Raw genomic sequence first — 26,686 nt, forward strand, 5'->3', positions numbered from 1 at the left:
ATGGCAAAGAGTAGCGGCAAACAGTTATGGATACTGGTATTAATATGTGTTATCAATTCTATTGGTTTTGGTATCATCGTGCCATTGCTTTACGAGTTCGGTAAAAAGTTCGGAGCCACACCGCAAACCATTGGCTGGCTTACCGCGGCTTTTTCCATAGCTCAGTTTTTTTCAACGCCCGTTCTGGGTTCTTTGTCCGACAGGTTCGGCCGCAAACCCTTACTGGCCTTTAGTCTGGTAGGCACTTGTATCTCGTTCCTCATGTTTGCCTGGGCAGGTGGCTTGTTTATGCTTTTCGCGGCGCGGATATTGGATGGTATAACAGGCGGCAACATATCTGTAGCCCAAGCCATGATATCAGACACTTCAACACCGGCAGACCGCGCTAAGAAGTTCGGCATCCTGGGCTCGGCATTTGGTTTTGGGTTTGTGATTGGTCCGGCATTAGGCGGCTTATTAAGTCAATACGGTATGCAAGTCCCCTTTTACTTTGCGGCCGGTATAGCGTTGGTAGGGGCGCTATGCGCATTCTTTTTGTTGGACGAGACCAACATCGAAGCCAAACGTGATAGTAGCAACAGCAAGTCTAAATTCACCTTTAAATCATTGGCAACAGTGTTGAAGATGCCCGTTATAGGGATAGCTGTGATCACCAGTTTCTTCCTCACCATGGCGCAGTTTACCATGATCATAGGTTTTCAAACGTATAGTGTTGATACCCTAAAGCTGGATGCTACCAAAATCGGACTATTCTACGCAGGCTTCGGGGTAACCGGTATCATTATGCAGTTGCTGGTGCCGTTGATCACTAAAGCAATTTCCCCACGTTCGCTAATACTAATCTTAAGTACAGTAATTTGTGCAGCTGCTATGGCGATCACCGGTTTTGCAACCAGCTTGATTATGTTTGCGGTGTGTATTTTTATTTATGGCCTGTTTAATGGCCTGCGCAACCCCATGCTCAACGCTATTATAGCTGACCATAACAAACCGTCCCGGCAGGGCGAAGTAATGGGGATCAACCAGGCGTATATGTCCATAGGTCAAACTTTGGGACCTATAACAGCAGGACTGGTTACCGCTATTTCGGTGCACTCGGTATTTTGGTTATCGGCTTTATATATTTTAATCGCACTTTTGTTTAGCTTTATATTAAAAGCAAGAGAATAGCGTATGCAACCTTTTATTTTCAAAGAGATCCTTTCGGTAACCATGATCCTCTTCGCGATCATTGACATATTGGGCAGTATACCTATCATCATACAATTGCGTCAGCGTGCAGGGCATATCGAATCGGAGAAAGCAAGTATAGCGGTGTTGATCCTGATGGTGGTTTTCTTATTTGTGGGTAATAACCTGTTAGATATTATTGGCCTGGATATCGAGTCGTTTGCAATTGCAGGTTCGCTGGTGATCTTCTTCATAGCCATGGAGATGATCCTCGGCATTAACCTTTTTAAGGCTGAGGATGAGGTGCCCAGCACTGTCTCAATAGTCCCGTTGGCCTTCCCTTTAATAGCAGGCGCAGGCACGATGACAACTTTACTATCCCTGAAATCCGAATATCAAACCCAAAACATATTGGTAGGCATTGTGCTTAACACCCTTTTTGTTTACCTGGTACTTAAAAACGTACAATGGCTGGAGAAACTATTTGGCAAAAACGGCATCAATATATTGCGTAAAGCCTTTGGTGTTATTTTATTAGCTATCGCGATAAAGTTGTTTAGGAGTAACACGCACTTGTAAATAGCATAACGAGGCAAGAACCAGGATATAAGCCAGGCGTTCCATTTTTAATTGAAGCACCAAGCACCCTCGCGCACCATAAGAATTTCGCTCTCCATTAATAGTTTGCGTAAAAAATTACTAAATTTAAAGTAATCTGCTTAAACCTTTTACGCGGTGCACCAATTTTATAATTTAGCGATATTATTACGCTTTTCACCAATTAGCAAATACCTGGCTGTTATTTTAGCAGTGTTTTTTAGTTCGGATGTTTTAGCACAAAACATGTATGTGGTAGAGGGCAATGGGATTTTAAGTAAAATTACGCTCAAAGGTTCAAGTTACACGAAACAGACCATTGAAAACGAATGCGCAGCCCGTTTAAGTAGCATCGCGGTATACAAAAACGACATTTACTCTTTCAGCGCCGGCCTTACAAAAGCCACCATATCCGGGAATAAGTTGACAAACTGTGAGAATTTAGGCATGTATAATATAAATATAAATGCGCTCACTGTTGATAAAAACGGCATTTTATATCTCGCCGGCGGAAATGCATTACTTTATAAACTAGATCCCGTGACCCGTAACCTGGTCACAGTAGGCAATATGGGTTACTCATCGGCCGGCGATCTGATATTTTATAAAGATGAACTTTATTTGTCCTCGACCTCAGGTATTGTTAAGGTAAATATGAATAATCCGGCGCAAAGTACCCTGCTTGACATACCTGAAGCGGCCGGCGCTTATGGCTTGGCATCGGTGCCTTATAGTAGTACGCAAAATAAGATCTACGCTTTTGCCGGTAAGAATATTTATGAGGTTGACCTGGAAAATAGTAAAGTGATAGGCTCTCCGATTACTACCGATCTGGGTGTTCATGACGCGGCCAGTATTGTGGAGGACGGTTCGGTAGCTAAGATACAAATCAATAACGTACGCGAATACGCCGACTGCCCGCATAACGGGAAAGGAACTGTTGAAGTGATTTGCGAAAACATGCTTGCCGACTACACCTTCCAACTTAATGGTGGTATCATCAATAACACCGGCGTATTTACGGGGCTTGAGCCGGGGACTTTCCACATCAAAGTGAGATCTGACTTAGAGGAGAAAGAAACTGAGATAACCGTGCCAGAATTTACGATAGAGAAACCTGTAATAAAAGTTACAAAGGTTGATGATTTGTGTGCTGCACCTGGAACGATTGCGTTAAGTACGGAAGCCGATCCCGAATTATACAGCATTAGATATAATAATGCGATATATCGTATAAACTACACCTACTTTAATCTAAAAGCGGGTAAACATCAGTTCTTTGTTTTAAATAAAGCGGGATGTGAGATTGACGTGCTGGAAGTATTTTTGACGAAATGTGAAATCCAGCCTGAAGCACCCGACGTGCAACCGGAGTGCGATATGATATTTAAGGGAAAGGTAACCATAAAAACAAAGCCTCATAGCGCAGTGTACACGTATAAAATGGGTACTATCACAAACCAAACCGGTGTTTTTAATGGCTTGGGAAAAGGAACCTATAAAATTATCATAACCTCGCCCGACGATGAGAAGGAAGTGAACGTAGCAGTGCCCGATTACAAGGCCCTTGCACCGCAGGTTACGCATAATGTAGTTGATGCGATATGCGACATACCGGGCAGCGTGAAACTTACCGTGGAAGACGGCAATGCCGCTGCTTACACGGTAAAGTTGGATGGCACATCATATCCTATAGCTCATGCGTTTAAACTGTTTGAAGGCACTTACAACTTTACCGTATATAAGCCGGATGGATGTATATTAGATGTATACCCGGTAACGCTAAAAACTTTACCCTGCGAAAACTTGTATTTCCCTAACGCTTTTACACCTAATAATGATGGCGTGAATGATGTTTTTTTACCCAACCAGGACGCGACGGCCGCCAAATTTAAATGGAAGATATTTAACAGGTATGGCACGCCCGTTTTTTATTCAGAAGATCCACGTATTGGTTGGAACGGAGAGTACATGGGCAAGCCGGCCGGTATTGGGGTATATTACTGGCTAGCTACCTATCTTAATAACATAGGGAAACCGGCAAGCAAAAGCGGTAGTGTTACCCTGATCAGGTAGCACGGGAAAGCCTCGCTACAAACATCGTATCTGCCTTATTCTCATAACCTGTAAGCACTTTGGTTTCATTCAACTGCAGGCCGCACTCATTCACCAAATAGTTTACCACATCCTCATTTTCGGCCTTAAATGCCGAACAGGTGATGTATATCAACGGCTTGCCGGGCTTTAGGTATTTGATTACGTTGGTAGCTATGCTTTTTTGCAGGCGCTGAAAAAAATCGATCTTTTGCGATGCGAATTGGGCTATCATCTCAGGCGTACGGCCCCAGGTGCCCGAGCCGCTGCAGGGCGCATCCAGTATAATGCCGTCAAACTCGTAACTGTGCAGTTCCTGATCTACGTTCTGCAGCAGGTCTAGTTGCTTTTTCTGGTATTTTAATAATCCCGCTGCACGGAAACGTTCGTCCAGGTTGGCTAATATAGATTCGCGGATATCTGAAACCACCAGGCGGATGTTTGGCTCCAGGTCATGCAGTAACAGCGACTTACCGCCACTTGCCGCACACGCATCCCACCAGGCATCCCATTTTTCGGGTTTGAAATAGTTGGCTGTTTGTTGTGATGAATAATCCTGCACCTCAAACCAGTTTTGAATAGGGAAGATGGTTTCTAACCGGGTGCCGTTGGGCAAGGCAAAACAATTATTGCCTTCATCCCTAAAAATAACACCGGCTTTATTCAATTCGGCTTTCACTAAATGATCATAGCCGTTATGAACGCGGATAAACAGATCAGGCTGTACGAAGAAAGATTTAAGGAAAGCCTTTTTATCTATAGCTATTGATGTTTCGCTAACCCATGGAAATACATCTTCCAACTTAAAATCAGGATGTGTCTTTTTGATAAGCTCAATCTTCTCATCAACAGAAAAGCTGATGCAGGCTGCCCAATCGGGTTTAAAATGCTGGATGAAGGAGTTGGTTTGCGTGTTGCATAAAAACTCGGCCACCATCAGGCGGTCTTCTGCCGTCGCGTTAGCAATAGCATTACCCAGCCTGAAATAGTTGTACACCAACCTGCTGGCGACCCGCCTGTCGGTAGAGCCCATTTGCTTATTTTGGCGATAGAAGCCGGGCAGGAATTTACCCAGCGGGGTTTCGGCCGGGTACTCCTCCAATATACGTTGAAATGTTTTAAGCTGGTTTACCGCTTTCATTCTGCCTGTTTAAGTTCAAAATTAGCATACTTTAAAACATTTACGTGGGTATTTATCCAGCCCAGCCCCGGTTTTTTTATAAAATTAAAATGGTTATGTAAACCGCTGAAATCTTTTTTCTCAATATCAGCCTTATAACCATCTTTATCAGCACCCAAAAGTTTGCCAAAATATAAGCCTTCATCGAAACCTTTAATGGCATAATCTGATGCTTCTACGCGGTAAAGTTTGCGGTAATCGCGCAGGAAACTGACAGTGCCCGCGGCTTTATAGTTTACCTTATCGGCACTGGTAATATGGGCGTTTAAGTGTTGCAGCAGATCAGGCTTTAAAAAGCTGAACTTATCCCAGTTAGGATGCCCAAATAAGGTTACAGGGTATTTGTTGGCCAGCGTATCCAGCGATTTTAGTGTCACCATTAAAAATGCCTGGTTGGTTGATGGCACCACAAACACGTTTTGACTGATTTTAGTTAGTTGCTTAGCCAAAGGCGTTAAATTACCACGGCTAACTGTAAGCGGAATAACCTGAACCTGTTTTTTACCCAGGCTGTCGATAGCTTTTTTAAAGAAGTTGATATACTCGTTCTCTTCGCTATAACCCGATTTTAGGATGAATACTTTTTTAGGTTTCAACTTATCTTTAACGTAAGCGGCGGCGGCCCAGGCATGATACTCTAATGGCGGAATAGCCGTAATAACATTCTGGTTGTTAATAGTTGCGGGAGCGGCAGGAGACAGGGGCGAAACAATAGGTTTGCGCGCGCTTGGTAAAACACTCGCAAAAGCCTTCAGGTCGTCGGGGAAGATGGGGCCTACGATCAGGTCGCTTGCGCGTACTTTGGGGTTATTGGCAAGACTATGCGATTGTGCGGCCGAACCTTTGGTATCAAACACATTCAATTCGTAATTATAGCCCTGCGCGGTAAGCGAGTCCAACGCCAGCTTAAAGCCACGATAATAATCAAGCGCTATATCAGCTTGTTTTAAAGTGGTACTGGTGTAGCTTGAACCGGGATTTAATTGGTCAAGGTTAAAAGGTAGCAACATAGATATTGAAGCTACCACAGGTGCCGGTTTCACAGGCGGCTTGGTTTCGGTTACAGGAGGTTTTTCTGTATCAGTTTTTACCGGTTTTGCCGGAGGCTGTACTTTTGGCGAGCAGGCGCCCGCCAAAAGTATCATACCTAAAAATAATAACCGCTTATTCCCACTCAATTGTGGCAGGCGGTTTTGAACTGATATCATATACTACCCGGTTAATTCCTTTAACGTTGTTGATGATCTCGTTTGATATTTTAGCAAGCAAGTCATAAGGCAAATGGCACCAATCGGCGGTCATACCGTCAACCGATTCAACGGCACGTAAGCAAACTACGTTTTCGTAAGTACGCTCATCGCCCATAACACCTACCGATTGTACCGGCAAATAAATAGCGCCCGCCTGCCAAACTTTATCATAAACACCTGCACTACGTAAATTGTTGATGTAAATAGCATCGGCTTCCTGTAAAATAGCAACTTTTTCAGGCGTAATTTCGCCCAGTATCCTGATAGCCAGTCCCGGGCCCGGGAAAGGGTGACGACCTAAAATATTCGGATCAATACCCAGTGACGTACCCACACGGCGTACTTCGTCTTTAAACAAGGTATTTAAAGGCTCAACTACCTTCAGCTTCATAAAATCGGGCAAGCCCCCTACGTTATGGTGGGATTTAATAGTGGCCGATGGTCCTTTAACCGATAACGACTCGATAACATCAGGGTAAATAGTACCCTGGCCTAACCACTTAGCATCTTCCACTTCGTGCGAAGCATCATCAAATACCTCGATAAACACGCGGCCAATGGCTTTACGTTTTTTCTCAGGATCGGTAAGGCCCGCCAGCGCGTCGTAAAAACGTTGCTTGGCGTCGATGCCTTTTATATTCAGGCCCATGTGTTTGTACGAATCAAGCACTTGCTCGTATTCGCCTTTACGCAACAGGCCGTTATCAACAAATATACAATGCAGGTTTTCGCCAATGGCGTGGTGCAATAACACGGCAGCAACAGATGAATCAACACCGCCCGAAAGGCCTAACACTACTTTATCATTACCCAATTTTTCTTTAAGCGCGGCAACGGTAGTTTCAACGAATGAATCGGCTGTCCAATCCTGCGTGCAACCGCAAATGTCAACCAAAAAGTTTTGCAACAACTGGCGGCCGTCCAAACTATGCGTAACCTCGGGGTGGAATTGTATGCCGTAAGTTTGTGTGCCTTTTACATGGTAAGCGGCAACCTTTACGCTATCGGTACTGGCAATAACCTCATAATCATCAGCAATGCGGGCTATGGTATCGCCGTGCGACATCCATACCTGAGAGTTTGCGGGGATAGATTTAAACAACGGACTAGCTGCATCAACATACTGCAAATTAGCACGACCATACTCGCGGGTGCTTGACGGCAATACTTCGCCACCATTAAAGTGGGCCAGGTATTGTGCGCCGTAACAAACGCCCAACAAAGGTAATTTGCCATGAAACTGCTTAAAATCAACGTGCAAAGCATCATCCTGGCGAACCGAATACGGGCTGCCCGAAAATATTACGCCTTTAACGCTGTCATCAATTTCAGGAATTTTATTGAATGGGTGGATCTCGCAGTAAATGTTGAGTTCCCTAACCCGGCGCGCTATAAGCTGTGTAAACTGCGAGCCGAAGTCAAGAATGAGGATTTTTTCTTGCATGGGCAAAGATAGTTTTTTACGCGGAATTTGGGAAGGGGAATTTAAAAGACTTGCAAAGAACAGGTCCTTTGCAAGTCTTTAATATATTACAACATATGCTTAGGCACCGCATGTAAAGCTACCCGGTTACCTTCGGTGTCAATAAACACACACATAAAACCGTAATCATTTCCTATATCCATCGGTTCAACAATGATCTTTCCGCCGGCAGGTTCAATGCGGGCCGCTACTACTTCAATATCCGGGTTGGCGTTTAAGTAAACCAACGTGCCCGCATCGGCAGAAGGTTTATGAAATCCATCAGTTTTACATAACGTGCCGCCAATACCGTTCATTGGGTCTTCAATCGGGAACATGCGCATTTGCATATCGGGCATGTCCATCGGTATCATTTGCATCTCAAAAACGGCTTCGTAAAATTTTTGAGCACGGTCAATGTCAAGGGCAGGTATTTCAAACCAGCTAATAGCATTTTTAAAGGTCATGGCAATTGGTGTTTGGTTAATAGCTAATCTAAAGCTAAATAAAATAATTAAAACACCTATTGCGTTTAGGTTATATTTGAAACATGATAAAGCGAGCCGTCTTTTTATTTTTTGTGTTGATTGTAAGCGCAACTGCCCATGCCCAAAATGCCGGCGCGGTTTATGAGCAGTACCTTGATTTTAACTTCGCCCGTTTTGAGAACCAACAAGCCAAGGCGCTTGAAATAGGCGAGAAAATATTGCCTAATGCTGTTTTGCTGCCGGCTAAAAGTCGCGTTAGCTATTATAACGGCCTGGCGAAGGTTTATGAAGATGCCGAGCAAGCCGACAAAGCGATAAAGTATTACGAAATGGTGAGCAAAGCCGAGCCGGATTTTTACGTAGCGCACCGTGCCTTGGGCTATTTATATGCAGCGGTCGCTGATGAGCTATATGTAAAACGAAATGCAAGCAGCGATGCTAAAGAAAAAGAAACGCTGAGCACACAATATAGCGAAGCTGTGCGCAAAGCCTTACCTCACCTTGAAAAAGCCCAGGCCTGCGACGCAAGTGATGAGACCCTGGATCTGATCAAAACGCTTTATAGTAACTTGAAGGACAAGGCAGGGCTGGATAGCCTGAACGAGCGCCTAAAAGCCGCGAGCAAAAACTGCCTTGATATTTTAAGCGATCAATAACGCTATTAGACTTACGAAGTTTCGCAAACTTCGTAAGTCTGTCCCACAATTAACTACCATACTAATAGAGATTTTCTTAATTTCGCGGTTCAATACCCAAATAGTATACAATGGACTATCAATTTAAAGATATAGAGCAAAAGTGGCAGCAGTTTTGGGCCGATAACCAAACGTTTAAAGCCGAAGACAAAAGCGCCAAACCTAAGTATTATGTGCTTGACATGTTTCCGTACCCATCAGGCGCGGGCTTGCATGTTGGCCACCCGCTGGGTTATATTGCTTCTGATATTTTTTCGAGATACAAGCGCCTGAAAGGTTTTAACGTGCTGCACCCAATGGGTTATGATAGCTTTGGCTTACCGGCCGAGCAGTACGCCATACAAACCGGTCAGCATCCCGCGGTAACTACCGAAGCAAACATTGCTACTTATCGACGCCAGTTGGATCAGATAGGTTTTTCGTTTGACTGGAGCCGCGAAGTGCGCACTTCATCGCCCGATTATTACAAGTGGACGCAGTGGATATTTATGCAGCTATTTAACAGCTGGTATAATAAGGATGCCGACAAAGCCGAAAGCATTGCCAAACTGGTAGCTCATTTTGAGCAAAAAGGTTCGGCTGATGTTAAGGCGGTTGCTGATGAAGATACTTTAACTTTTAGCGCTGCGGAATGGAAAGCCATGAGCGCTGCCGACCAGCAGAACGAATTACTGAAATACCGCTTAACCTACTTGCGCGAAAGCACCGTAAACTGGTGCGCCGCTTTAGGTACCGTATTAGCTAACGACGAGGTAAAAGACGGCTTTAGCGAGCGCGGCGGCTATCCTGTTGAGCAAAAGAAAATGATGCAATGGAGCATGCGCATTACCGCCTATGCCGAGCGCTTATTGCAAGGTTTAGATAACATTGACTGGCCTGAACCATTGAAAGAAATGCAGCGCAACTGGATAGGGAAGAGTACCGGCGCGTCTGTAAAATTCCCTATCGAGAATCGTCAGGATCATATCGAAGTATTCACTACACGTGTTGATACCATTTTTGGTGTAACGTTTTTAGTTATAGCTCCAGAACATGAATTGGTTGCAGAATTAACCACGCCAGAGCAAAAAGCCGAAATAGAAGCTTACATCGCCCAAACCAAAAAGAAATCAGAACTGGACAGGATGGCTGATGCCAAAACGGTATCGGGTGCGTTTACGGGTAGTTATGTTGTTAATCCGCTAAATAACGAACGCGTACCTATCTGGATCGCGGATTATGTATTAGCAGGCTACGGTACCGGCGCGGTAATGGCCGTACCAAGCGGTGACCAGCGTGATTATTTATTCGCTAAACACTTTAACCTGCCGATCATTCAGATACTGGACGCCCAGCAAATGGAAACCGAAGCCGACCCGACAAAGGAAGGTAAATATGTAAACTCAAGCTTTATTGATGGCCTGGGTTATAAAGAAGCTACCGCCGCGGTAGTTGCCAAACTGGAAGAATTAAGCTTGGGCAGAGCCAAAGTGAACTTCCGCATGCGCGATGCCATATTTGGCCGCCAGCGTTATTGGGGCGAGCCGGTGCCTGTTTATTTTAAAGACAGTCTGCCGCATTTAATAACTGAGCAAGAATTGCCATTGCTATTGCCAGAAATTGATAAATATTTACCAACCGAAACCGGCGAACCACCGCTGGGCCGTGCCGAAGGCTGGAAACACCCCGAAGGCGAGTATGAATTAAGCACCATGCCGGGTTGGGCGGGGAGCAGCTGGTACTGGTACCGCTATATGGACGCGCAAAACGATAAGGAGTTTGCATCAAAAGAAGCTATTGAGTATTGGAAAGACGTTGACCTGTACATCGGAGGTAGCGAACACGCTACCGGTCACCTGTTATACAGCCGTTTCTGGAACAAGTTTTTAAAGGACCTTGATTTGGTAGTTGAAGAAGAGCCGTTTAAAAAACTGATTAACCAGGGTATGATACAGGGCCGATCGAACTTTGTTTATCGTTTGATAGATGAAGAGGGTAGAGGTACTAATAGTTTTGTTTCGCATGGTTTGATTAAACAGTATAATACATCGCCTTTACATGTTGATGTAAATATTGTAGAGAATGAGGTATTGAGTTTGGATAAATTTAAGGCATGGAGACCTGAATTTGCTGATGCTGAATTTATTTTAGAGAACGGAAAGTACGTTTGCGGTGTGGAAGTTGAGAAAATGTCGAAGCGTTATTATAACGTTGTTAATCCTGATGACCTTTGCCAACGCTACGGGGCGGATACCTTACGCATGTACGAAATGTTCTTAGGTCCATTGGAGCAGAGCAAACCTTGGAATACTAACGGTATCGAGGGTGTATTCAAATTTCTGCGTAAATTCTGGAAGTTGTTTCATAATAATGATGCCTGGGATTTCAACGTATCAGATGCTGAGCCTACCAAAGCCGAACTGAAATCATTACATAAGATCATCCGTAAGGTTGAAGAAGACATAGAGCGTTTCTCGTTCAATACTTCTGTATCAAGTTTCATGATAGCCGTTAACGAATTAACCGATCTGAAATGCAACAGCCGCGCGGTATTGCAGGATTTGGTAGTGGTGCTATCATCATACGCCCCGCACATTTGCGAGGAGTTGTGGAGTTTATTAGGGAATGATGCAGGCACTTTATCTTACGCACCATATCCAAAATTCAATGCAAGCTATTTGGTAGAGGACGAGTTTGCCTACCCGATATCTATCAACGGCAAAACCAAAATGAACTTAAACATATCGCTTAGCCTCGAACCCAAACAAATTGAAGAGTTTGTTTTAGCTAACGCAGATGTGCAGCGCTACCTTGACGGCAAAGCCCCTAAAAAGGTTATTGTAGTTAAAGGGCGCATAGTGAATATGGTAGTGTAATTACCACTCTCTCCTTTATTGTCATCCTGAGCGTAGCTAAGGATTTTATACGAGCGAAATGCATATTGTACAAGATACTTCGCTATGCTCAGGATGACAAATATTTTAGGCTGTTCCGTCATCCCAATCTCATCCCACTGTCACAAGCTTGTTCAGAACCATTCTAACTTAAAAATATTCCGGTTTCGCTGTAACAATTAAGGTATTTTCGCCTCCAATTACGAAAATTACTATTAATGAAAAGAATTGTTATACTTATTGCAATATTTTGTTCGGCAATCAGCGCGAAAGCACAGTTTGGCGTAGGCGGAGGATCAACCGTGGTTGGTCGTATCTCGGGTACGGTGATCGACTCACTGACCCAAAAGCCGCTTGACTATGCTACCGTAGGCTTATACCGTGCAACAGGTAAAGCTCCCATCAACGGTGTTGTTACCGATGAAAAGGGAAATTTCAAGATCGATAACGTAAAGCCGGGCAGCTATCGCCTGGAAGTGACGTTTATAGGCTACCCTAACAAGGTGGTAAACGGGGTTGAAACCACGCTATCAAAACCTGATAAAAACGTGGGTACTGTAGTGGTATCTCCGGGCGCTAAAGCGCTACAGGAAGTAGCTGTACAGGGCACCCGCTCGTTGATAGAAAACAAGATCGACAAGATCGTTTACAATGCCGAGAAAGACGTAACCTCAGCTGGCGGTAACGCCACCGACGTGTTGCAGAAAGTGCCATTGGTATCTGTTGATATGAATGGTAACGTAGCTGTACGTGGCGATCAGAATGTTCGTGTATTGATCAACGGTAAGCCATCAGGTGCTACATCAGCCAGTTTAGCAGATGTGTTGAAAACCATCCCAGCCGACCAGATCAAATCGGTAGAAGTTATTACTTCGCCATCGGCTAAGTATGATGCTGAAGGCTCGGGCGGTATATTAAACATCGTTACCAAGTCAAAAAACGCTTCGGGTGTTAGCGGTTCGGTAAGTGGTGGTGTAGGTACCCGTCAAAACAACGGTAACTTAAACTTTAATTATAACCAAAACAGGTTTAGCTTATCGGCAAACGTTGGCGGTAACTCAACCTGGCCACAAACTTCAACTACTATATTTGATCAAACTTTACCGGGCGCACATAACTACAGCAGCTCGCGTAGTCGTATTGCAAGGCATGGTGTGTTAGGCTCGGTAACTGCAGGTTATGAGTTTAATGCTTTCAACAGCTTAAACAGTACCATCAGGTTAAATGATGGTGGTTTTAATATTGATGGCTCGGGCGAGAGTTTTCGTACCAATACGGCAACTAATGTAACCAGTGCTTATACTAACAACAATGTTTCGCACAATAAATTTCAAGGTTTCGACTGGAATTTAGATTACACCCACAAGTTTAAAAAAGAAGGCCACGAGGTTATTGTTTCGGGTCAGTGGAGTCATAGTATCATCAATACCGATTATACCAACTTATACAGCGCGGTTAACCCTAGCCAAAAAGGTGGTAACGACGGTAAAAACAACGAGTACACCGCACAGTTAGACTATGCCTTACCTGTAAGCGCATTGTTAAAACTGGAAGCCGGTGGTAAAACTATCCAACGCCGTATTAACAGCTCGTACGACATTTTTAATACCGACCCGCAAGGTAACAATGCCGTTCGCGATGCGCTTAACTCAAACCTTTACGGTTATAACCAAAACGTATACGCAGGTTATACGGTATTAACCTTTACCTTACCAAAAAGCTACTCGTTGTTAGTAGGTGGCCGGTACGAGAATACCCGTATCAAAGGCGATCCGCAGAACCCGTATCAAAATCCAAGCTCGGGCAACTTCCAGGTATTGGTGCCGTTTACAGCAAGCTACAATACTTATATACCAAGCTTAACTGTACAAAAAGTATTTGGTGCTAATACGTTAAAACTAGCTTACAGCAAACGTATACAGCGCCCAAGTCTGCAGTTATTAAATCCGTTTATTAACCGTAGCCAGGCTCAAAGCCAGTCGGTAGGTAATCCAAACCTGTCGCCTGAGACTTCACAGACAATTGATTTGAACTTCAATACCTTTATCAAATCATCAGTTATCAACGTATCGGTTTTCTACAAAAAAACCGACAACATGATAGAGAGCATTGCTGAGAGCATTACCGAAACTATTAACGGTAACGTGATACAAGGCACACGCTCGGTATCTAAAAACGTTGCCGAAAATAATTCGTTCGGTTCAAGTTTCTTTGGTTCAATAAACCCGGTTAAACCATTAACTATCCGCGCCAGCATAAACGTGTTTACTTACAACCCAACCGTTTACCAGGCTTATACCAGCTATATAAACCCGGATGCGTTGAAAACCCGTGTAATGAGCACCATGTTTGGCAGCGCGTCATACAACCTGCCAAAAGATTTTGTGGTTGAGGCATTTGGTTTCTCAAACTCGGCCCGTCGTACTATACAAGGTACCAGCCCGGCGTTTGGTATTTATGGCTTTGGTTTGAAAAAACAGTTTGCTGATAAAAAAGCATCAATAGGTTTCAATACCATACAGCCGTTTGCGGTTAACAAAGCCTTTAACCAGGAAATATCAAGCCAAAACTTTAAACAAAGTTCACGTACGCAGTTCCCATTCCAATCGTTTGGTGTAACGTTTAGCTACGCGTTTGGTAAAATGAGCTTTAGCAACCCGCAGCAAAAGAAAAAAGGCGTTAACAACGACGACTTAAAACAAGGCGGCGATCAAGGCGGCATGGGCGGCGGCGGTGGCCAAGGTGGCCCCGGCGGTAACTAATTATTATTCTGTTTTTATTAAATACATGAAGGCTCCCCGAATTTCGGGGAGCCTTTTTTTACCCCCTCTAAATCTCCCCCGAAGGAGGAGGCTTTTCTTATCTTGCATCTATGGAACCACGTATCGAAATCTTACCGCAAAAGCACTTTATCGGTAAACGCATCAGCATGTCGTTCGCTCAAAACAGAACTGGTGAGCTATGGCGCAGCTTTATGCCGAAGCGGAGAGAAATGCAAAACGTAATAGGTATCGAGCTCTATTCTATTGAGCAATATCCACCGGGCTTTTTCGATAGTTTTAATGCTAACACGATGTTTGATAAATGGGCGGCTGTGGAGGTAAGTGATGTAGCTGTTATTCCTGATGGGATGGAAACTCTTATCTCTCCCGAAGGTTTATATGCGGTTTTTTTACATAAAGGCACGGCCAGCGAAGGGCCAAAAACCTATCAGTATATTTTTGGTGTTTGGCTGCCGCGATCGGGCTATGTGGTAGATGAGCGCCCGCATTTTGCCGTTATGGGCGACAAGTATAGTAATGATTCGGCTGATTCGGAAGAAGAGTTGTGGATACCCGTTAGGAAGAAACAATAAATTTGTCATTTCGAGCATAGCGAGAAATCTTATACGCGCGACAAATAGCGCGGCATATAAGATTTCTCACTCGTACCTCGTTCGAAATGACAAGAGGGATGTCGGTATATCACTCCGCTTCCACATCAACCCCAATTCGCTTTAGCAGTAAACTGGCATTAAAAGTTTTGCATTCGCCGTGTTTCATTTTATAGTCGAAAAGCATTTCGCCGTCAACTACCTGTATGTCGAAGTAAAAGTTGCGCACATAGTCGGGGTATTTTTGCTCCAACAGGGCAATCTGTAAGTCGTGCGTGGCAACCATACCTACGCAACGCTTTTTGATCAGCTGCTCAATAACCGCTTTCGATCCCAGGTATTTATCTACCGAATTGGTGCCTCGTAACATCTCATCAATCAAAAAGAAAACTTTATACTCGTTCTCCACCGCTGCCAGTAGCATTTGCAGGCGGTCAAGCTCGGCTTTAAAGGTTGAAGTGCTTTCGTTCAGCGAGTCTTTAATGCGCATATAGCTCACTATATTCATAACTGACACCTGCATCGCGCCGGCACAAACAGGTGCGCCACAAAGCGCCAAAACAGTATTAATGCCGGCTGTACGCAAAAAGGTACTCTTGCCCGCCATGTTTGATCCTGTGATGATATCTATCTTGAAAGTATCGCTTAGCTCGTAGTCATTTTCTACACGGTTAGCAGGGTTGATCAACGGATGTGCCAAACCTTTTGCCACCAGGGTATAGCTTTCACCATCGGCAATTTGCGGTAAAACCCACTCCGGGTAGTTTACACGTAGACCTGCCAAACTCATGGCCGCTTCAAAATCGGCAATCACCTCAAAAGCACCTTCAAGGCTTTCCTGGTTGTCGCGTTTCCAATCTTCAATAGCGATGATCTGCTTAAGCGCCCAAAGGAAAAACACATTGAGTACAAAGCCAACTATCATGATCAGATTATACCCCAGTTTGTTGATGAGCCGGGCCAGTTGGGCTATGTTTTTGGATGTTTGCTTGTCCTTTATCTGTTTAGCAAGCGCGGCAGTATAATCGCTTTGCCAATCTTCATTTTCTATCTTATTAAATACGGCGGCATACCCGGCAAGTACCTCGCTGATCTTATCGGCAATAAAAGATGATTTAACAATATAACTCCCCCTGGTAGAAATGATGATCAAATTCGCGGCAGCTGCTAAAATGGCGATAAGCCTTAGCCATGGCGAGAAAAAACTGCCTGCAATAGCCGCGGTTAACAGGTAAGGTGCAACCTTAATATAGCCACGCAACCAATTTTCGCCGGGCAGGTTAAGCGGTGTTTGCAGGTAGGTAAACAGGCGCTGTAGCTGGTTAATATCGCTGCCATTAGCGAACAACAGCAGGGTTTGGGCTTCCAGCTTCCATTGGTTTTTAGCGGCAATTTCTGTTACGGCTTGCTGACGGGATAGGATAACGTCCTTTTTAGCAGGAGCGCTTAACCACGCCGCCAGTTTATTATTACCTAATGATGTGGCGGCACGATTGATTAGTTGAAACAACGATGCCGTACCGAATATATCCAGATCGGAAGTATAAAAATGTTTCTCATTATTAAAGCGCGAGCCGTTATCATACAAATTACCTCTAACGGTAATGCTGGCTATCTCGTTCTCGTTAACACGTTGCAGGTTTTGATAGTACTTTTTTTGCTGCTCGTATTTACTCTGGCGGGATACCAACCAGGCGAAGGCAAATAAGAGTATAATTAACCCCACAGCAATAACACTAAAATCATCCTTAACGGCACCCATGTAAACAACAATGGCCATCAAAAAAAATACGCCGAGGCGCATCAAGGAATATTCATTAGCCTGCTTTCTGTACTTCTCGGCTTCGGTTGCGGCTGCTTCGGCGTTTTGTTTATAGGTATTAATAACGTTGCTTTCCATCTAAAATAAACTCAACTCCAAATAAACGCTTATATTTTATAATTGCCGTATTTTTGTGCCATGAAGATCACTTTTTTAACAGTTGGCAAGACCGAAGACGCTTACCTGAAGGATGGTATTGACAAATATGTAAAGCGCCTGAAGCATTACACCAAACTGGAAATGCTTGATCTGCCCGAACTGAAAAACACCAAGGCCCTTACCCAGGATCAGCAGAAAGCCAAAGAGGCTGAGATGATCCTCAAGAAGATAACACCGCTGGATCATGTTATCCTGCTGGATGAAAAAGGAATGGAGTTTAGCTCCAAACAATTTTCGGCCTATCTAGATAAAAAATCCATCAGTTCAACATCAAGTTTGGTGTTCATCGTCGGCGGGCCTTATGGTTTTGATGATTCTGTTTACAGCAGGGCTAATGATAAACTTTCGCTGTCGCGGATGACATTTTCGCACCAGATGATACGCCTGTTTTTTATGGAGCAGTTGTACAGGGCGTTCTCGATCTCGAAGGGGGAGCCGTATCATCATGAATGATCCGTGCTATAGACTTACGAAGTTTTTAAAACTTCGTAAGTCTGATACTTATACCGCATTTCCAATTCCCCCAACTAAGCCGTAACTTTACCCTATGTCAGGTCACGACCATTCACACCACGGGCACCATCATCACGACCACGCCCCTAAGCTTGATCATCTAAACGCAGCCTTTATTTGGGGTATTATACTTAATTCGGCTTTTGTTATTGTTGAGTTTGCTGCCGGATTTATAACCGGTTCGTTATCCTTGATGACCGATGCCGGCCATAACCTGAGCGATGTAGCCAGCCTGGCCCTTGCACTGCTGGCTTTTAAAATGACCAAAGTGGCTTCAAGCGCAAAGTATACTTATGGCTACAAACGCTCAACCATATTGGTATCTTTCTTTAACGGGGTGATATTGGTGGCTACGGTAGGCATCATCATCTATGAAGCCATTATGCGCTTTATGCACCCCGAACCTATATCCGGCACTACGATGGCCTGGGTAGCGGGCGTGGGTATCCTGATCAATGGCTTTACAGCTTATCTGTTTTTAAAGGATAAGGACAAGGATTTGAATGTTAAAGGCGCCTACCTGCACATGGCGGTAGATGCGCTGGTATCATTAGGCGTAGTGATCTCGGGCCTGATCATTTACTATACCAATTTATACTGGATAGATAGCGCCGTGAGCCTCATCATCGGCATCATTATATTAAAAGGCACCTGGGGATTGCTAAAAGATAGCCTTCGTCTAGAAATGGACGGCGTACCTGTTGCCATGGACGTTGATAAAATACGCGTAGAATTGCTTAAAGCTAAGGGGGTGGTAGATATCCACCATATGCACGTTTGGGCCCTTAGCACTACCGAAAACGCGCTGACAGCCCACGTAGTTATCGCACAAACAGATATCCATCAGTTTGAAACCATCAAACACGATCTGCGCCACAGATTACTGCATTTGGAGATCAGCCACTGCACATTCGAGCCGGAGTTTAGTACGGAAGAGTGCGAACAGAAGGTGTGTTAGTTGATGTGCAAATATGCGGATGTGCAGATATGCAAATGTTTTGATCAACTAATACCAACAAAAAAGCCTGATAGTAAAACTATCAGGCTTTTAATATCATCTGCACATAAGCACATCTGCATATTTGCACATCTACTTATCCGCACATCCAAAAACCTATCCTTTTTTAGATGGATTTTTTACCGCTGCTGCTTTTGGTGCAGTAGCTTTAGGCGCTTTTGCAGGTGCTGCGGCTTTCTTTGGTTTTTCGGTTACCTTAACGGCCTGTTTTTCGGCTGGGGCCTCTTCAGTAGCAGTAGCTGCCGCTTTAGGCTCCTCGTTAAATAATGGCATATCTTTTAAGATGTTGTACCAGGTAATGATCTTCTTCATATCAGAAGCATAAACCTTCTCCTCGTCATGGTCAGGAGCAACAACTCTGAAAAACTCTCTCAGGACTTTACCGTCAGCTTTAGCATCTGGTACGTTACCTGCAGTTTTAATGCGACCGAATACATCAGTCAGCTTAATATCTTCAACATCGCCAAAAATGGTTATCTCCTCCAAAGCAGCAAGCTTAGCAGTTGACAAGTTGGCAATTAATTTAGTTTTTTGCGCATCAAGGCTTTCCAGCACGAAACCGGTTTTGTTTTGTACCAAAGCTTTCCATAAGCCCGGTTTGCCCGATACGGCTACTATTCCGCTTAAATTCATATTTTATGTAATAAGTTGTACGTGATACGTTGTAGGTTATACGTATTCAACGTACAACTTATAACGTACAACGTCAAACGTCAATTAATCTTCAGTTACTTCAATTGATAAAATTCTGTCGCCCTGGCGGATATCGTCAACCACGTCAACGTTCTCGATCACTTTACCAAAGCAAGTGTGGTTACGATCAAGGTGAGCAGTGTTAGTACGGCTATGACACACAAAAAATTGTGAACCACCGGTATTACGGCCAGCATGTGCCATTGAAAGTACTCCACGATCGTGATATTGCAGTTCGCCGGTAAGCTCGCAGTCGATATGATAACCCGGGCCGCCGCTGCCTGCACGGTAAGCCGTAGCATCATCCTTTGAAAACGGACAACCACCTTGTATTACAAAGTTTGGTATAACCCGGTGAAAGGTCAATCCGTTATAAAAGCCTTCTTTGGCTAGTTTTTTAAAATTAGCTACCGTATTTGGGGCGTCTGTATCATAAAATTCAACAGTCATGTCGCCCTTTTCAGTTTTAATAATCGCTTTACTCATTGCCTTTTATAGGGTTGTTATTATTTTTAATGGGACAGCAAATGTACTGTTTTTAGGGTTAAAGGCAAAAGGTAAAAGGCGAAAGGTTTGGCAGGCTTTTACCTTTCCCCTCAAAAACATACTTCGTTTAAAAATTATTCGTTAATTTGAGATAATGATGCGCTTAAAATACCTTTTAGCTTTCGCCTTTCTGCTTTTACCTTTTTTAGGCAAGGCGTCTTCTATTTTAATACCGATGGATGAGGCGCAAAAAAATCATCTTAAATCATACGGCATTGCTTTTTGGGTGTTAAAGAATGGCGAGGATGTGGACTGGCTGCTTAATTACCGTGGCGGCAGCTTTATGGTTAAGTACGCAAAAAACACCGAGGAAGAATGTAAGATACGAGGTATAAGCTACGAGGTATTGGCCGATGCCGCGGTAAGCGAGGTTATAGCCACCGTAAGCGATCCATCTGTTAATATGGACCTGGTGAAACTGCAAAAAGCCCCTAAAATTGCCGTGTACTCGCCAAAAAATAAAATGCCCTGGGATGACGCCGTTACCCTGGTGCTTAAGTATGCCGAAATACCTTTTGATGTAGTATACGACGAAGAAGTTATCCGTGGCGATCTGCCCAAATACGACTGGCTGCATATGCACCACGAGGACTTTACCGGCCAGTATAGCAAGTTTTACGGCAGCTTTGCCGGCGCGCAATGGTATGTAGAAGACCAAAAAGTGCAGGAAGCCATGGCCAAAAAGCTGGGCTTTAAAAAAGTATCCAAAATGAAACTAGCGGTGGCCGAAAACATCCGCGAATTTACTGCCGGCGGTGGTTTCTTGTTTGCTATGTGTAGCGGTGCCGAGACTTTTGATGTGGCGCTGGCTGCTGCCAATACCGATATCTGCGAAGCTATGTTTGATGGCGACCGTGCCGACGCCGCCGCGCAATCAAAACTGGATTTTACGCAAACTTTCGCTTTTCAAAATTTTACTTTAAACACCGATCCATACTCACATCAGTTTAGTAATGTTGATGTGAACAATGTGCGGGTAATAGACCAAAGTTCAGACTTTTTTACGCTGTTTGATTTTTCGGCGAAATGGGACGTGGTGCCAAGCATGCTTACCCAAAACCACGACAAGGTTGTGAAAGGTTTTAAGGGCCTTACCACAGCTTTCAATAAGAGTGTGCTTAAACCCAACGTTACCGTAATGGGTGAGCTTAAAACCGCCAACGAGGCCCGTTACATCCACGGCGAATTTGGCAAAGGCCAATGGACTTTCTACTCGGGCCACGACCCGGAGGACTACCAGCACCAGGTAAGCGATCCGCCTACTGATCTGAACCTGCATCCTAACTCGCCGGGGTATCGGTTGATATTGAATAACGTGTTGTTTCCTGCTGCTAAAAAGAAAAAGCAGAAGACCTAGGCACTGGCTATCATCATTGTTACCAACCTACCGCTAATATCTTAATCCTTTGTTTGTTATATTTGGTATAACATGAAGCGTTTGTTTTACCTCTTAGCTTTCGCTGTTTATCTTTTACCTTCTGTAACGAGGGCAAACTCCATATTGATACCTATGGACGAGTTGCAGAAGGATCACCTCAAATCGTACGGCATCGCTTTCTGGATATTAAAGGCCGATGCCGAGGTTGACTGGCTGCTTAACTACCGCGGCGGCAGTTTCATGACCACTTACAGCAAAAAGGTTGAGGACGAGTGCAAAATACGTGGTGTTAGCTACGAAGTATTGAACGATGCCCGCGTAAGCGAAGTAATAGCCACTGTTAATGATCCATCAGTAAATATGGACCTGGTGAAGCTGCAAAAAGCACCCAAAATAGCCGTGTATTCACCAAAGGATAAAGGGCCGCTGGAGGATGCCGTGGTGCTTGTATTAGATTATGCCGAAATTCCTTTTGATTACATCTACGACGAGCAAGTTATAAAAGGCGACCTGCCCAAATACGACTGGCTGCACCTGCATCATGAGGATTTTACCGGGCAATACGGCAAAAACGGCAATGGCAGTAATATGGAATGGAACCTGCGCAACCGCAAAATGCTGGAAGAAACTGCCACAAAACTCGGCTTTGCCAAAGTATCAAAAATGAAACTGAAGGTAGCGCAAACCATACGCGAGTTTTGCGCCGGCGGCGGATTTTTGTTTGCTATGTGCAGCGGTGCCGATAGCTTTGATATTGCCCTCGCGGCAGCAAATACCGACATTGTTGACAGCAATAATGACGGTGACCCGATAGACCCCGCCGCGCAATCAAAACTGGACTTTACCCAAACTTTCGCTTTTCAAAATTTTATAGTTCCTACCTATCCGCGTTCGCGCCAGTTTAGTAACATCAACACCCGCGAGGGACGTCGCATGAACCAGGCTGATGATTTTTTTACGCTGTTTGATTTTTCCGCTAAATGGGATGTGGTCCCCAGCATGCTTACACAAGATCATCAACGGGTAATAAAAGGTTTTATGGGTTTGGCTACCGCCTTTGATAAAAGCCTGCTCAAATCATCGGTAACCGTAATGGGTGAGATGAGAACCGAGAACGAGGTACGCTACATCCACGGCGAATATGGCAAGGGCCAATGGACCTTTTACGGCGGTCACGACCCCGAAGACTACCAGCATCGGCCCGGCGATCCACCAACCGACCTGAAACTGCATCCCAGTTCACCGGGCTATCGCCTTATTCTGAATAACGTATTATTCCCCGCCGCGAAGAAAAAGAAACAAAAAACTTAAGAGGCTGATAGGAACTAATCTCTATTGATAGAATATCCAGCTCACACCAAACTTTAACTGCGCTTCCTGTTGCGGGTAGCGGTTTACGGTGTAGTAGCCTTTGCTAAACATGTTTTGGTTAGCATAATCGTAGGCTACAAACAGGTTGGTGTTTTTTAATGTCGCTTTAGCAAAAACTGTGGCTACGGGGTATGAAGAAAAGGTTACATCCGGCCCGTTATAAAACTGGCCCAAGCCGATAGCGTATGAAGGCGCCACGTATGAGGTATTGAAACGCACATTAGCACCTGTAGTTAAACGCAGCACTTTAAACAGGAACGAGTTATAGTATAAACTGCTGTAGGTATAAACCTCGGGTACGCGTAGTGTGTTCTGGTAGTCGGTTTTTTCGTAAACCACAAAGTTATCAAAATGGAAATTACCCAGCGCCAGGTTTTTGCCCAGGCTAACTTTAAGCAGATTTATCGGGGTTGACAGCTGTACCGGGTGGGCGTCAATACCATTAAGGCTGGCTTCGTAGTACAGGTAGTCGGTAATTAAAAAGTACTCGGCCTTCAGGTCAAGCTCCAACGCATTGTTAATGTAGTTGAACGACAGGCTGGTAGTTTTTGTATTGCTGAAAGTATTATTAAACTTAAAGTGGTTTGATACCCAATTGGTAGCCACCAAGGGCGGCGAGCTGCTTTGTATGTAGCCGTTCAAAATAATTTTACCTGCTTTGTTGCCACCGGCCAGCAATAGCTTGGCATCATATAAAAAGTCGCCAAAGTTACGGCCGAGGGCTATTTGGTTTACCGCAAAATCCAGGTTTACCCTGTCGCTAAAGCGATAACTCATTTTGCCTTTCAGGGTGATGTTTTGGAAAGCCGCGTGCTGCATCCTGTCGGGGCCTACTACTTTGTAGCCAAATTCGCTCAGGGTGGTATCGCTTACGTATTGATCGTAATTGTATAGCTCGTGCAACAAGCCCACGTCCAGCTTAAATTCGTTTTTTACAAACTGTTTGGCTTTTCCCCTTAGGTAAAAACTGTAGTTAAAATCGTTAGCTATGCGGGTAACACTCAGCGAGTCGCGCGAGCGGTTTGAGCTGTAGTAATAGTCTGGGAAAACGTTGTACAGGTCCTGCTCGTTCTGGATAAAATTAAACTTGCGCCTGCCTATGTTTAAGGTGTGCGATACACGTTGCGTTGGTAATATATTGGCCGCCTGCTTACCTTTTTGTATGGTGGTATCAATGCGACCGATGTAGTAAAACTGCTTTAAGTAAAAATCCGAACTACCATAGTTGGAGTAAGTGGTTTTAAGCCTTGGAGGCTCAGTTGTAGGGTCAAATGATCCTAGTGCGCTGGTGTATATCGAATCATTTAAAATACCGCCGGTTTCGGGTGCTTTAAGGTTATTAAACACCAGGTTGGCCAGCATGTTGTAACGCTTGCTTTTTGATTCGTACCAGCTAAAAACGGCCGCGTTAAGATGGCTTACGTTTTGCGTTAACACCCGGTTGCTGCTATAAAACCCGCGCGAACCGGAGAAATTAAGGTTAAAGCCCATATTCCAGTTAGGCTTTATGTTTTGGGTATGCAGCATTTTAAAGATCTGCTCGGCAGCCCCACCTGTGTAAAGTGTTAGTAGGGTATAAGGTACACGGGCGTTGTAATATTGCACGTCCTGCGGTAATAGCATATAAGTATCCAGTGCGTGCAGGCCCACATCAAAGCCGATGGTTTTGGGCGGCTCAAATAACAAACTTCGCGCCGCGCGACCTGATGCCGCGCTCAAACTTATTTTAGGCGTGCGCGGTTGAAACAGCGGACTATAATTCTCAAAATCCCGCAGGGTGGTGTCCAAAGGCGATAACTGCGTGCTGTCTTTCAGCAAGCCTTCGTTGGTGATCTTAATAAACTTGGTGGTAAATATCACAGAGTCTTGCCGGCGTTCTTCCTGCTTACGCAAGGTATCTATCATTTGGCTGCCGGTAAGCGATTGACGAGGTACCGTATCACGGCCATACCTGTCGGTAACACCGGTACGCTGATTGGGGTAACCGCCATAACCCGATTGGTTGGTACCCGACCCCGTAGTAAATTGCGCTACCGCAACCTGCGCCGAAAAACATATCAGCAATAAAAAAATGTATTTAAGCTTATTGCGCATTTAGTCCGGCAATCAATTCTTTAAGTATCAACGTCAATTTAGGCTCGGCAGCTTCGGCTACAGCCAATATCTCTTCTAACGAAACAGGCACCAGTTCGTCAGTAAACCCTTCGTCTGTTAAAACCGAAATGGCAAATGTAGGCAGGCCCATGTGGTTGGCCACAATAACCTCGGGCACGGTGCTCATGCCTACAGCGTCGCCGCCAATAATACGTAGGTAGCGGTATTCTGCACGGGTTTCAAGGTTAGGGCCCGTAACGGCTACGTAAACGCCTTTATGGCAAGTAATGTTATTTTTTTTGGCGATGTCTAATCCCTTTTTGATCAGGTCGCGCTTGTAAGGCTGACTCATGTCCGGGAAACGCGGACCCAACTCTTCCTCGTTACGGCCCACCAAAGGGTTTGCCGGCTGCAGGTTAATATGATCTTCAATGATCATCAGGTCGCCCTTTTTAATGTCAGGATTCAATGAACCGCTGGCATTTGATACAAACAGCGTTTTAATACCCAGCATTTTCATCACCCTAACCGGGAAGGTAATTTGCTGCATATTGTAACCCTCGTAATAATGCAGGCGGCCCTGCATGGCCACAACTTTAACGCCTGCCAATGTACCAAATATCAGCTTACCTGAGTGAAATTCTAAAGTTGAAATAGGAAAATCGGGGATGTTAGAATACATCAACTGTTTTTCGACCTCAATTTCTTTAACCAAACCGCCAAGGCCGGTGCCTAAAATAATCCCTACTTCGGGCTCAAAATCACCGATGCGGCTTTTTATATAATTAGCGGTGCGTTCTATGTTCTCTAACATATGCTGTTACTATTTTATCAAACTGCTGTTTACTGTTGTTCAAAAAGTTAATGCCAATGGGTAGTACCCAAACCGGCATTTGTTTAACAATAGTAAGCAGTTCATGTTCTCCTAAACGTTGCGCATCCTTTTCTGTTGTGATGATCAATTTTTTTTCTGCCGGATGCGCTGCGAATTCATCGGCAAGTTTAGCGATATTTTTTAAGCTAAAGCGATGATGATCGGGATAATTGTGGTGCACAATGCGCGATGTATGCTTTTTGATATAATCCAACATCGGCGCGGGCTTGGCAATACCGGTAAGCACAAATACAGTAGTATCAGCGTCTATCACAGTAATATCATTGCCGCCACCCATTTTTTGTAGTGGCTGATAATTTATCGATGTGAAAAATACCTGCTGATAGGGCAGTGGCGATATATCAGCGGTTATGTTTTCTTGTTCGGCAACATTTAATTGTTCCGGGCATTTGCTGATGATGATCACATCGGCCCGCCAGCGGCCGCTAAATGGTTCGCGGTAATTTGCTGCCGGAAGCACTACGCGTGGGTTGTTAAGGTTGTTATAATCAAACAATAAAATACTTAAACCGGGTTTTACAGCGCGGTGCTGATAGGCATCATCCAGTAAGATGAGATCATGACCGGGTAGTAATTGCTCAATGCCATCAACCCGTTTCTCGCAAACGGCAACCGTAATATCCGGGAATTTGTGTTTGAATTGGGCGGGTTCGTCGCCTATCTGTGTGGCTGTAGTATTCTCATCAGCCAAAACAAAACCTTTCGTTTGCCTACCGTAACCGCGGCTTAGCGTGGCCAGCTTATATTCGGCTTTTAGCAGGCGAACCAGGTATTCGGTCATCGGGCTTTTTCCGGCCCCGCCAATTTCTAAATTACCTACGGCTATAACGGGGATGTTGAAATACCTGGCCGTAAACAACCCCGCGTCATAACACCAGTTGCGTATCAGTACGATCAGGCCGTATATTAACGAGAACGGAAATAAAAGCAGGCGCAGGTATTTCATATTTTTGGTAAAGATAAGAAAAGGGTGGGGAAATGATGCGAGAGGGGGCTGTCATCCTCAGCTCCGTCG

General features: G+C 44.5%; 21 protein-coding genes. 11 read left to right on the forward strand and 10 right to left on the reverse strand.

All coding sequences use genetic code 11. The features are described from left to right. The 3 genes from AC59JT_RS03475 to AC59JT_RS03485 all read left to right on the forward strand — a co-directional run bounded on the left by AC59JT_RS03475 (position 1) and on the right by AC59JT_RS03485 (position 3,843). A complete protein-coding gene (locus tag AC59JT_RS03475; protein ID WP_497396168.1) occupies positions 1-1,170 on the forward strand; it encodes an MFS transporter in 1,170 nt (389 codons plus the stop codon). 3 nt (positions 1,171-1,173) lie between these two features. After that, positions 1,174-1,749, forward strand: a complete 576-nt coding sequence (locus AC59JT_RS03480) for a MarC family protein (protein ID WP_497396170.1) — start codon at positions 1,174-1,176, stop codon at positions 1,747-1,749. Between the two features lie 558 nt (positions 1,750-2,307). Then, the gene (locus AC59JT_RS03485; RefSeq protein WP_497396172.1) at positions 2,308-3,843 is read left to right on the forward strand and encodes a T9SS type B sorting domain-containing protein; all 1,536 of its coding nucleotides are present in this window, start codon (positions 2,308-2,310) and stop codon (positions 3,841-3,843) included. Here the strand turns inward: AC59JT_RS03485 and AC59JT_RS03490 are convergent. The 4 genes from AC59JT_RS03490 to AC59JT_RS03505 all read right to left on the reverse strand — a co-directional run bounded on the left by AC59JT_RS03490 (position 3,836) and on the right by AC59JT_RS03505 (position 8,220). After that, a complete protein-coding gene (locus AC59JT_RS03490; protein ID WP_497396174.1) occupies positions 3,836-5,002 on the reverse strand; it encodes an RsmB/NOP family class I SAM-dependent RNA methyltransferase in 1,167 nt (388 codons plus the stop codon). The two genes, AC59JT_RS03485 and AC59JT_RS03490, sit on opposite strands and share 8 nt — an antisense overlap. Beyond that, positions 4,999-6,249, reverse strand: a complete 1,251-nt coding sequence (locus AC59JT_RS03495; protein WP_497396175.1) for an ABC transporter substrate-binding protein — start codon at positions 6,247-6,249, stop codon at positions 4,999-5,001. Before AC59JT_RS03495 ends, AC59JT_RS03490 begins: the two co-directional genes overlap by 4 nt. After that, entirely contained in the window at positions 6,206-7,735 is a 1,530-nt protein-coding gene (gene guaA, locus AC59JT_RS03500) for a glutamine-hydrolyzing GMP synthase (RefSeq protein ID WP_497396177.1), read from the reverse strand. Before guaA ends, AC59JT_RS03495 begins: the two co-directional genes overlap by 44 nt. Positions 7,736-7,821: 86 nt before the next feature. Beyond that, on the reverse strand, positions 7,822-8,220 hold the full coding sequence (locus AC59JT_RS03505) for a VOC family protein (RefSeq protein WP_497396179.1): 399 nt from the start codon (positions 8,218-8,220) through the stop codon (positions 7,822-7,824). Between the two features lie 83 nt (positions 8,221-8,303). Between AC59JT_RS03505 and AC59JT_RS03510 the strand changes: the two genes are divergently transcribed. The 4 genes from AC59JT_RS03510 (at position 8,304) to AC59JT_RS03525 (ending at position 15,164) form a co-directional block, all read left to right on the forward strand. Further along, the gene (locus AC59JT_RS03510) at positions 8,304-8,897 is read left to right on the forward strand and encodes a hypothetical protein (protein WP_497396181.1); all 594 of its coding nucleotides are present in this window, start codon (positions 8,304-8,306) and stop codon (positions 8,895-8,897) included. 110 nt (positions 8,898-9,007) lie between these two features. Beyond that, a complete protein-coding gene (leuS, locus tag AC59JT_RS03515) occupies positions 9,008-11,791 on the forward strand; it encodes a leucine--tRNA ligase (RefSeq protein WP_497396183.1) in 2,784 nt (927 codons plus the stop codon). A 236-nt stretch (positions 11,792-12,027) separates the two neighbouring features. Beyond that, entirely contained in the window at positions 12,028-14,571 is a 2,544-nt protein-coding gene (locus tag AC59JT_RS03520) for a TonB-dependent receptor domain-containing protein (protein ID WP_497396185.1), read from the forward strand. Between the two features lie 110 nt (positions 14,572-14,681). Continuing rightward, a complete protein-coding gene (locus tag AC59JT_RS03525) occupies positions 14,682-15,164 on the forward strand; it encodes a GyrI-like domain-containing protein (protein WP_497396187.1) in 483 nt (160 codons plus the stop codon). Positions 15,165-15,273: 109 nt separating this feature from the next. On the opposite strand, the gene AC59JT_RS03530 is transcribed toward AC59JT_RS03525, so the two are convergent. After that, positions 15,274-17,082 carry a MutS-related protein gene (locus AC59JT_RS03530; protein ID WP_497396189.1) on the reverse strand — a complete coding sequence of 603 codons (1,809 nt, stop codon included), beginning with the start codon at positions 17,080-17,082 and terminating at the stop codon, positions 15,274-15,276. Positions 17,083-17,142: 60 nt separating this feature from the next. Between AC59JT_RS03530 and rlmH the strand changes: the two genes are divergently transcribed. Together rlmH and AC59JT_RS03540 are read left to right on the forward strand one after the other, a co-directional pair. Next, positions 17,143-17,616, forward strand: a complete 474-nt coding sequence (gene rlmH, locus AC59JT_RS03535; RefSeq protein ID WP_497396191.1) for a 23S rRNA (pseudouridine(1915)-N(3))-methyltransferase RlmH — start codon at positions 17,143-17,145, stop codon at positions 17,614-17,616. A gap of 94 nt (positions 17,617-17,710) precedes the next feature. Further along, positions 17,711-18,634 carry a cation diffusion facilitator family transporter gene (locus AC59JT_RS03540; RefSeq protein WP_497396193.1) on the forward strand — a complete coding sequence of 308 codons (924 nt, stop codon included), beginning with the start codon at positions 17,711-17,713 and terminating at the stop codon, positions 18,632-18,634. Between the two features lie 156 nt (positions 18,635-18,790). Here AC59JT_RS03540 and AC59JT_RS03545 read toward each other — a convergent pair whose 3' ends face one another. Both AC59JT_RS03545 and AC59JT_RS03550 read right to left on the reverse strand, forming a co-directional pair. After that, entirely contained in the window at positions 18,791-19,327 is a 537-nt protein-coding gene (locus tag AC59JT_RS03545) for a DUF5606 family protein (RefSeq protein ID WP_497396195.1), read from the reverse strand. Positions 19,328-19,411: 84 nt separating this feature from the next. Then, positions 19,412-19,873, reverse strand: a complete 462-nt coding sequence (locus AC59JT_RS03550) for a peptidylprolyl isomerase (RefSeq protein ID WP_497396196.1) — start codon at positions 19,871-19,873, stop codon at positions 19,412-19,414. A 154-nt stretch (positions 19,874-20,027) separates the two neighbouring features. Between AC59JT_RS03550 and AC59JT_RS03555 the strand changes: the two genes are divergently transcribed. Both AC59JT_RS03555 and AC59JT_RS03560 read left to right on the forward strand, forming a co-directional pair. Continuing rightward, positions 20,028-21,290 carry an asparagine synthetase B gene (locus tag AC59JT_RS03555; RefSeq protein ID WP_497396198.1) on the forward strand — a complete coding sequence of 421 codons (1,263 nt, stop codon included), beginning with the start codon at positions 20,028-20,030 and terminating at the stop codon, positions 21,288-21,290. 153 nt (positions 21,291-21,443) lie between these two features. Then, positions 21,444-22,622 carry an asparagine synthetase B gene (locus tag AC59JT_RS03560; RefSeq protein WP_497396200.1) on the forward strand — a complete coding sequence of 393 codons (1,179 nt, stop codon included), beginning with the start codon at positions 21,444-21,446 and terminating at the stop codon, positions 22,620-22,622. Positions 22,623-22,643: 21 nt separating this feature from the next. Here AC59JT_RS03560 and AC59JT_RS03565 read toward each other — a convergent pair whose 3' ends face one another. From AC59JT_RS03565 to lpxK, 3 genes are read right to left on the reverse strand one after another with little or no spacing between them, the layout of a single operon-like run. Beyond that, positions 22,644-24,776 carry a putative porin gene (locus tag AC59JT_RS03565; RefSeq protein WP_497396202.1) on the reverse strand — a complete coding sequence of 711 codons (2,133 nt, stop codon included), beginning with the start codon at positions 24,774-24,776 and terminating at the stop codon, positions 22,644-22,646. Further along, positions 24,766-25,590, reverse strand: a complete 825-nt coding sequence (locus AC59JT_RS03570) for a purine-nucleoside phosphorylase (protein ID WP_497396203.1) — start codon at positions 25,588-25,590, stop codon at positions 24,766-24,768. Before AC59JT_RS03570 ends, AC59JT_RS03565 begins: the two co-directional genes overlap by 11 nt. After that, positions 25,562-26,617, reverse strand: coding sequence for a tetraacyldisaccharide 4'-kinase (lpxK, locus tag AC59JT_RS03575; RefSeq protein WP_497396205.1), 1,056 nt, complete (start codon positions 26,615-26,617; stop codon positions 25,562-25,564). The genes AC59JT_RS03570 and lpxK overlap by 29 nt, the downstream gene beginning before the upstream one ends. Positions 26,618-26,686: the final 69 nt, after the last annotated feature.

Source organism: Mucilaginibacter sp. A3364, assembly GCF_059690715.1.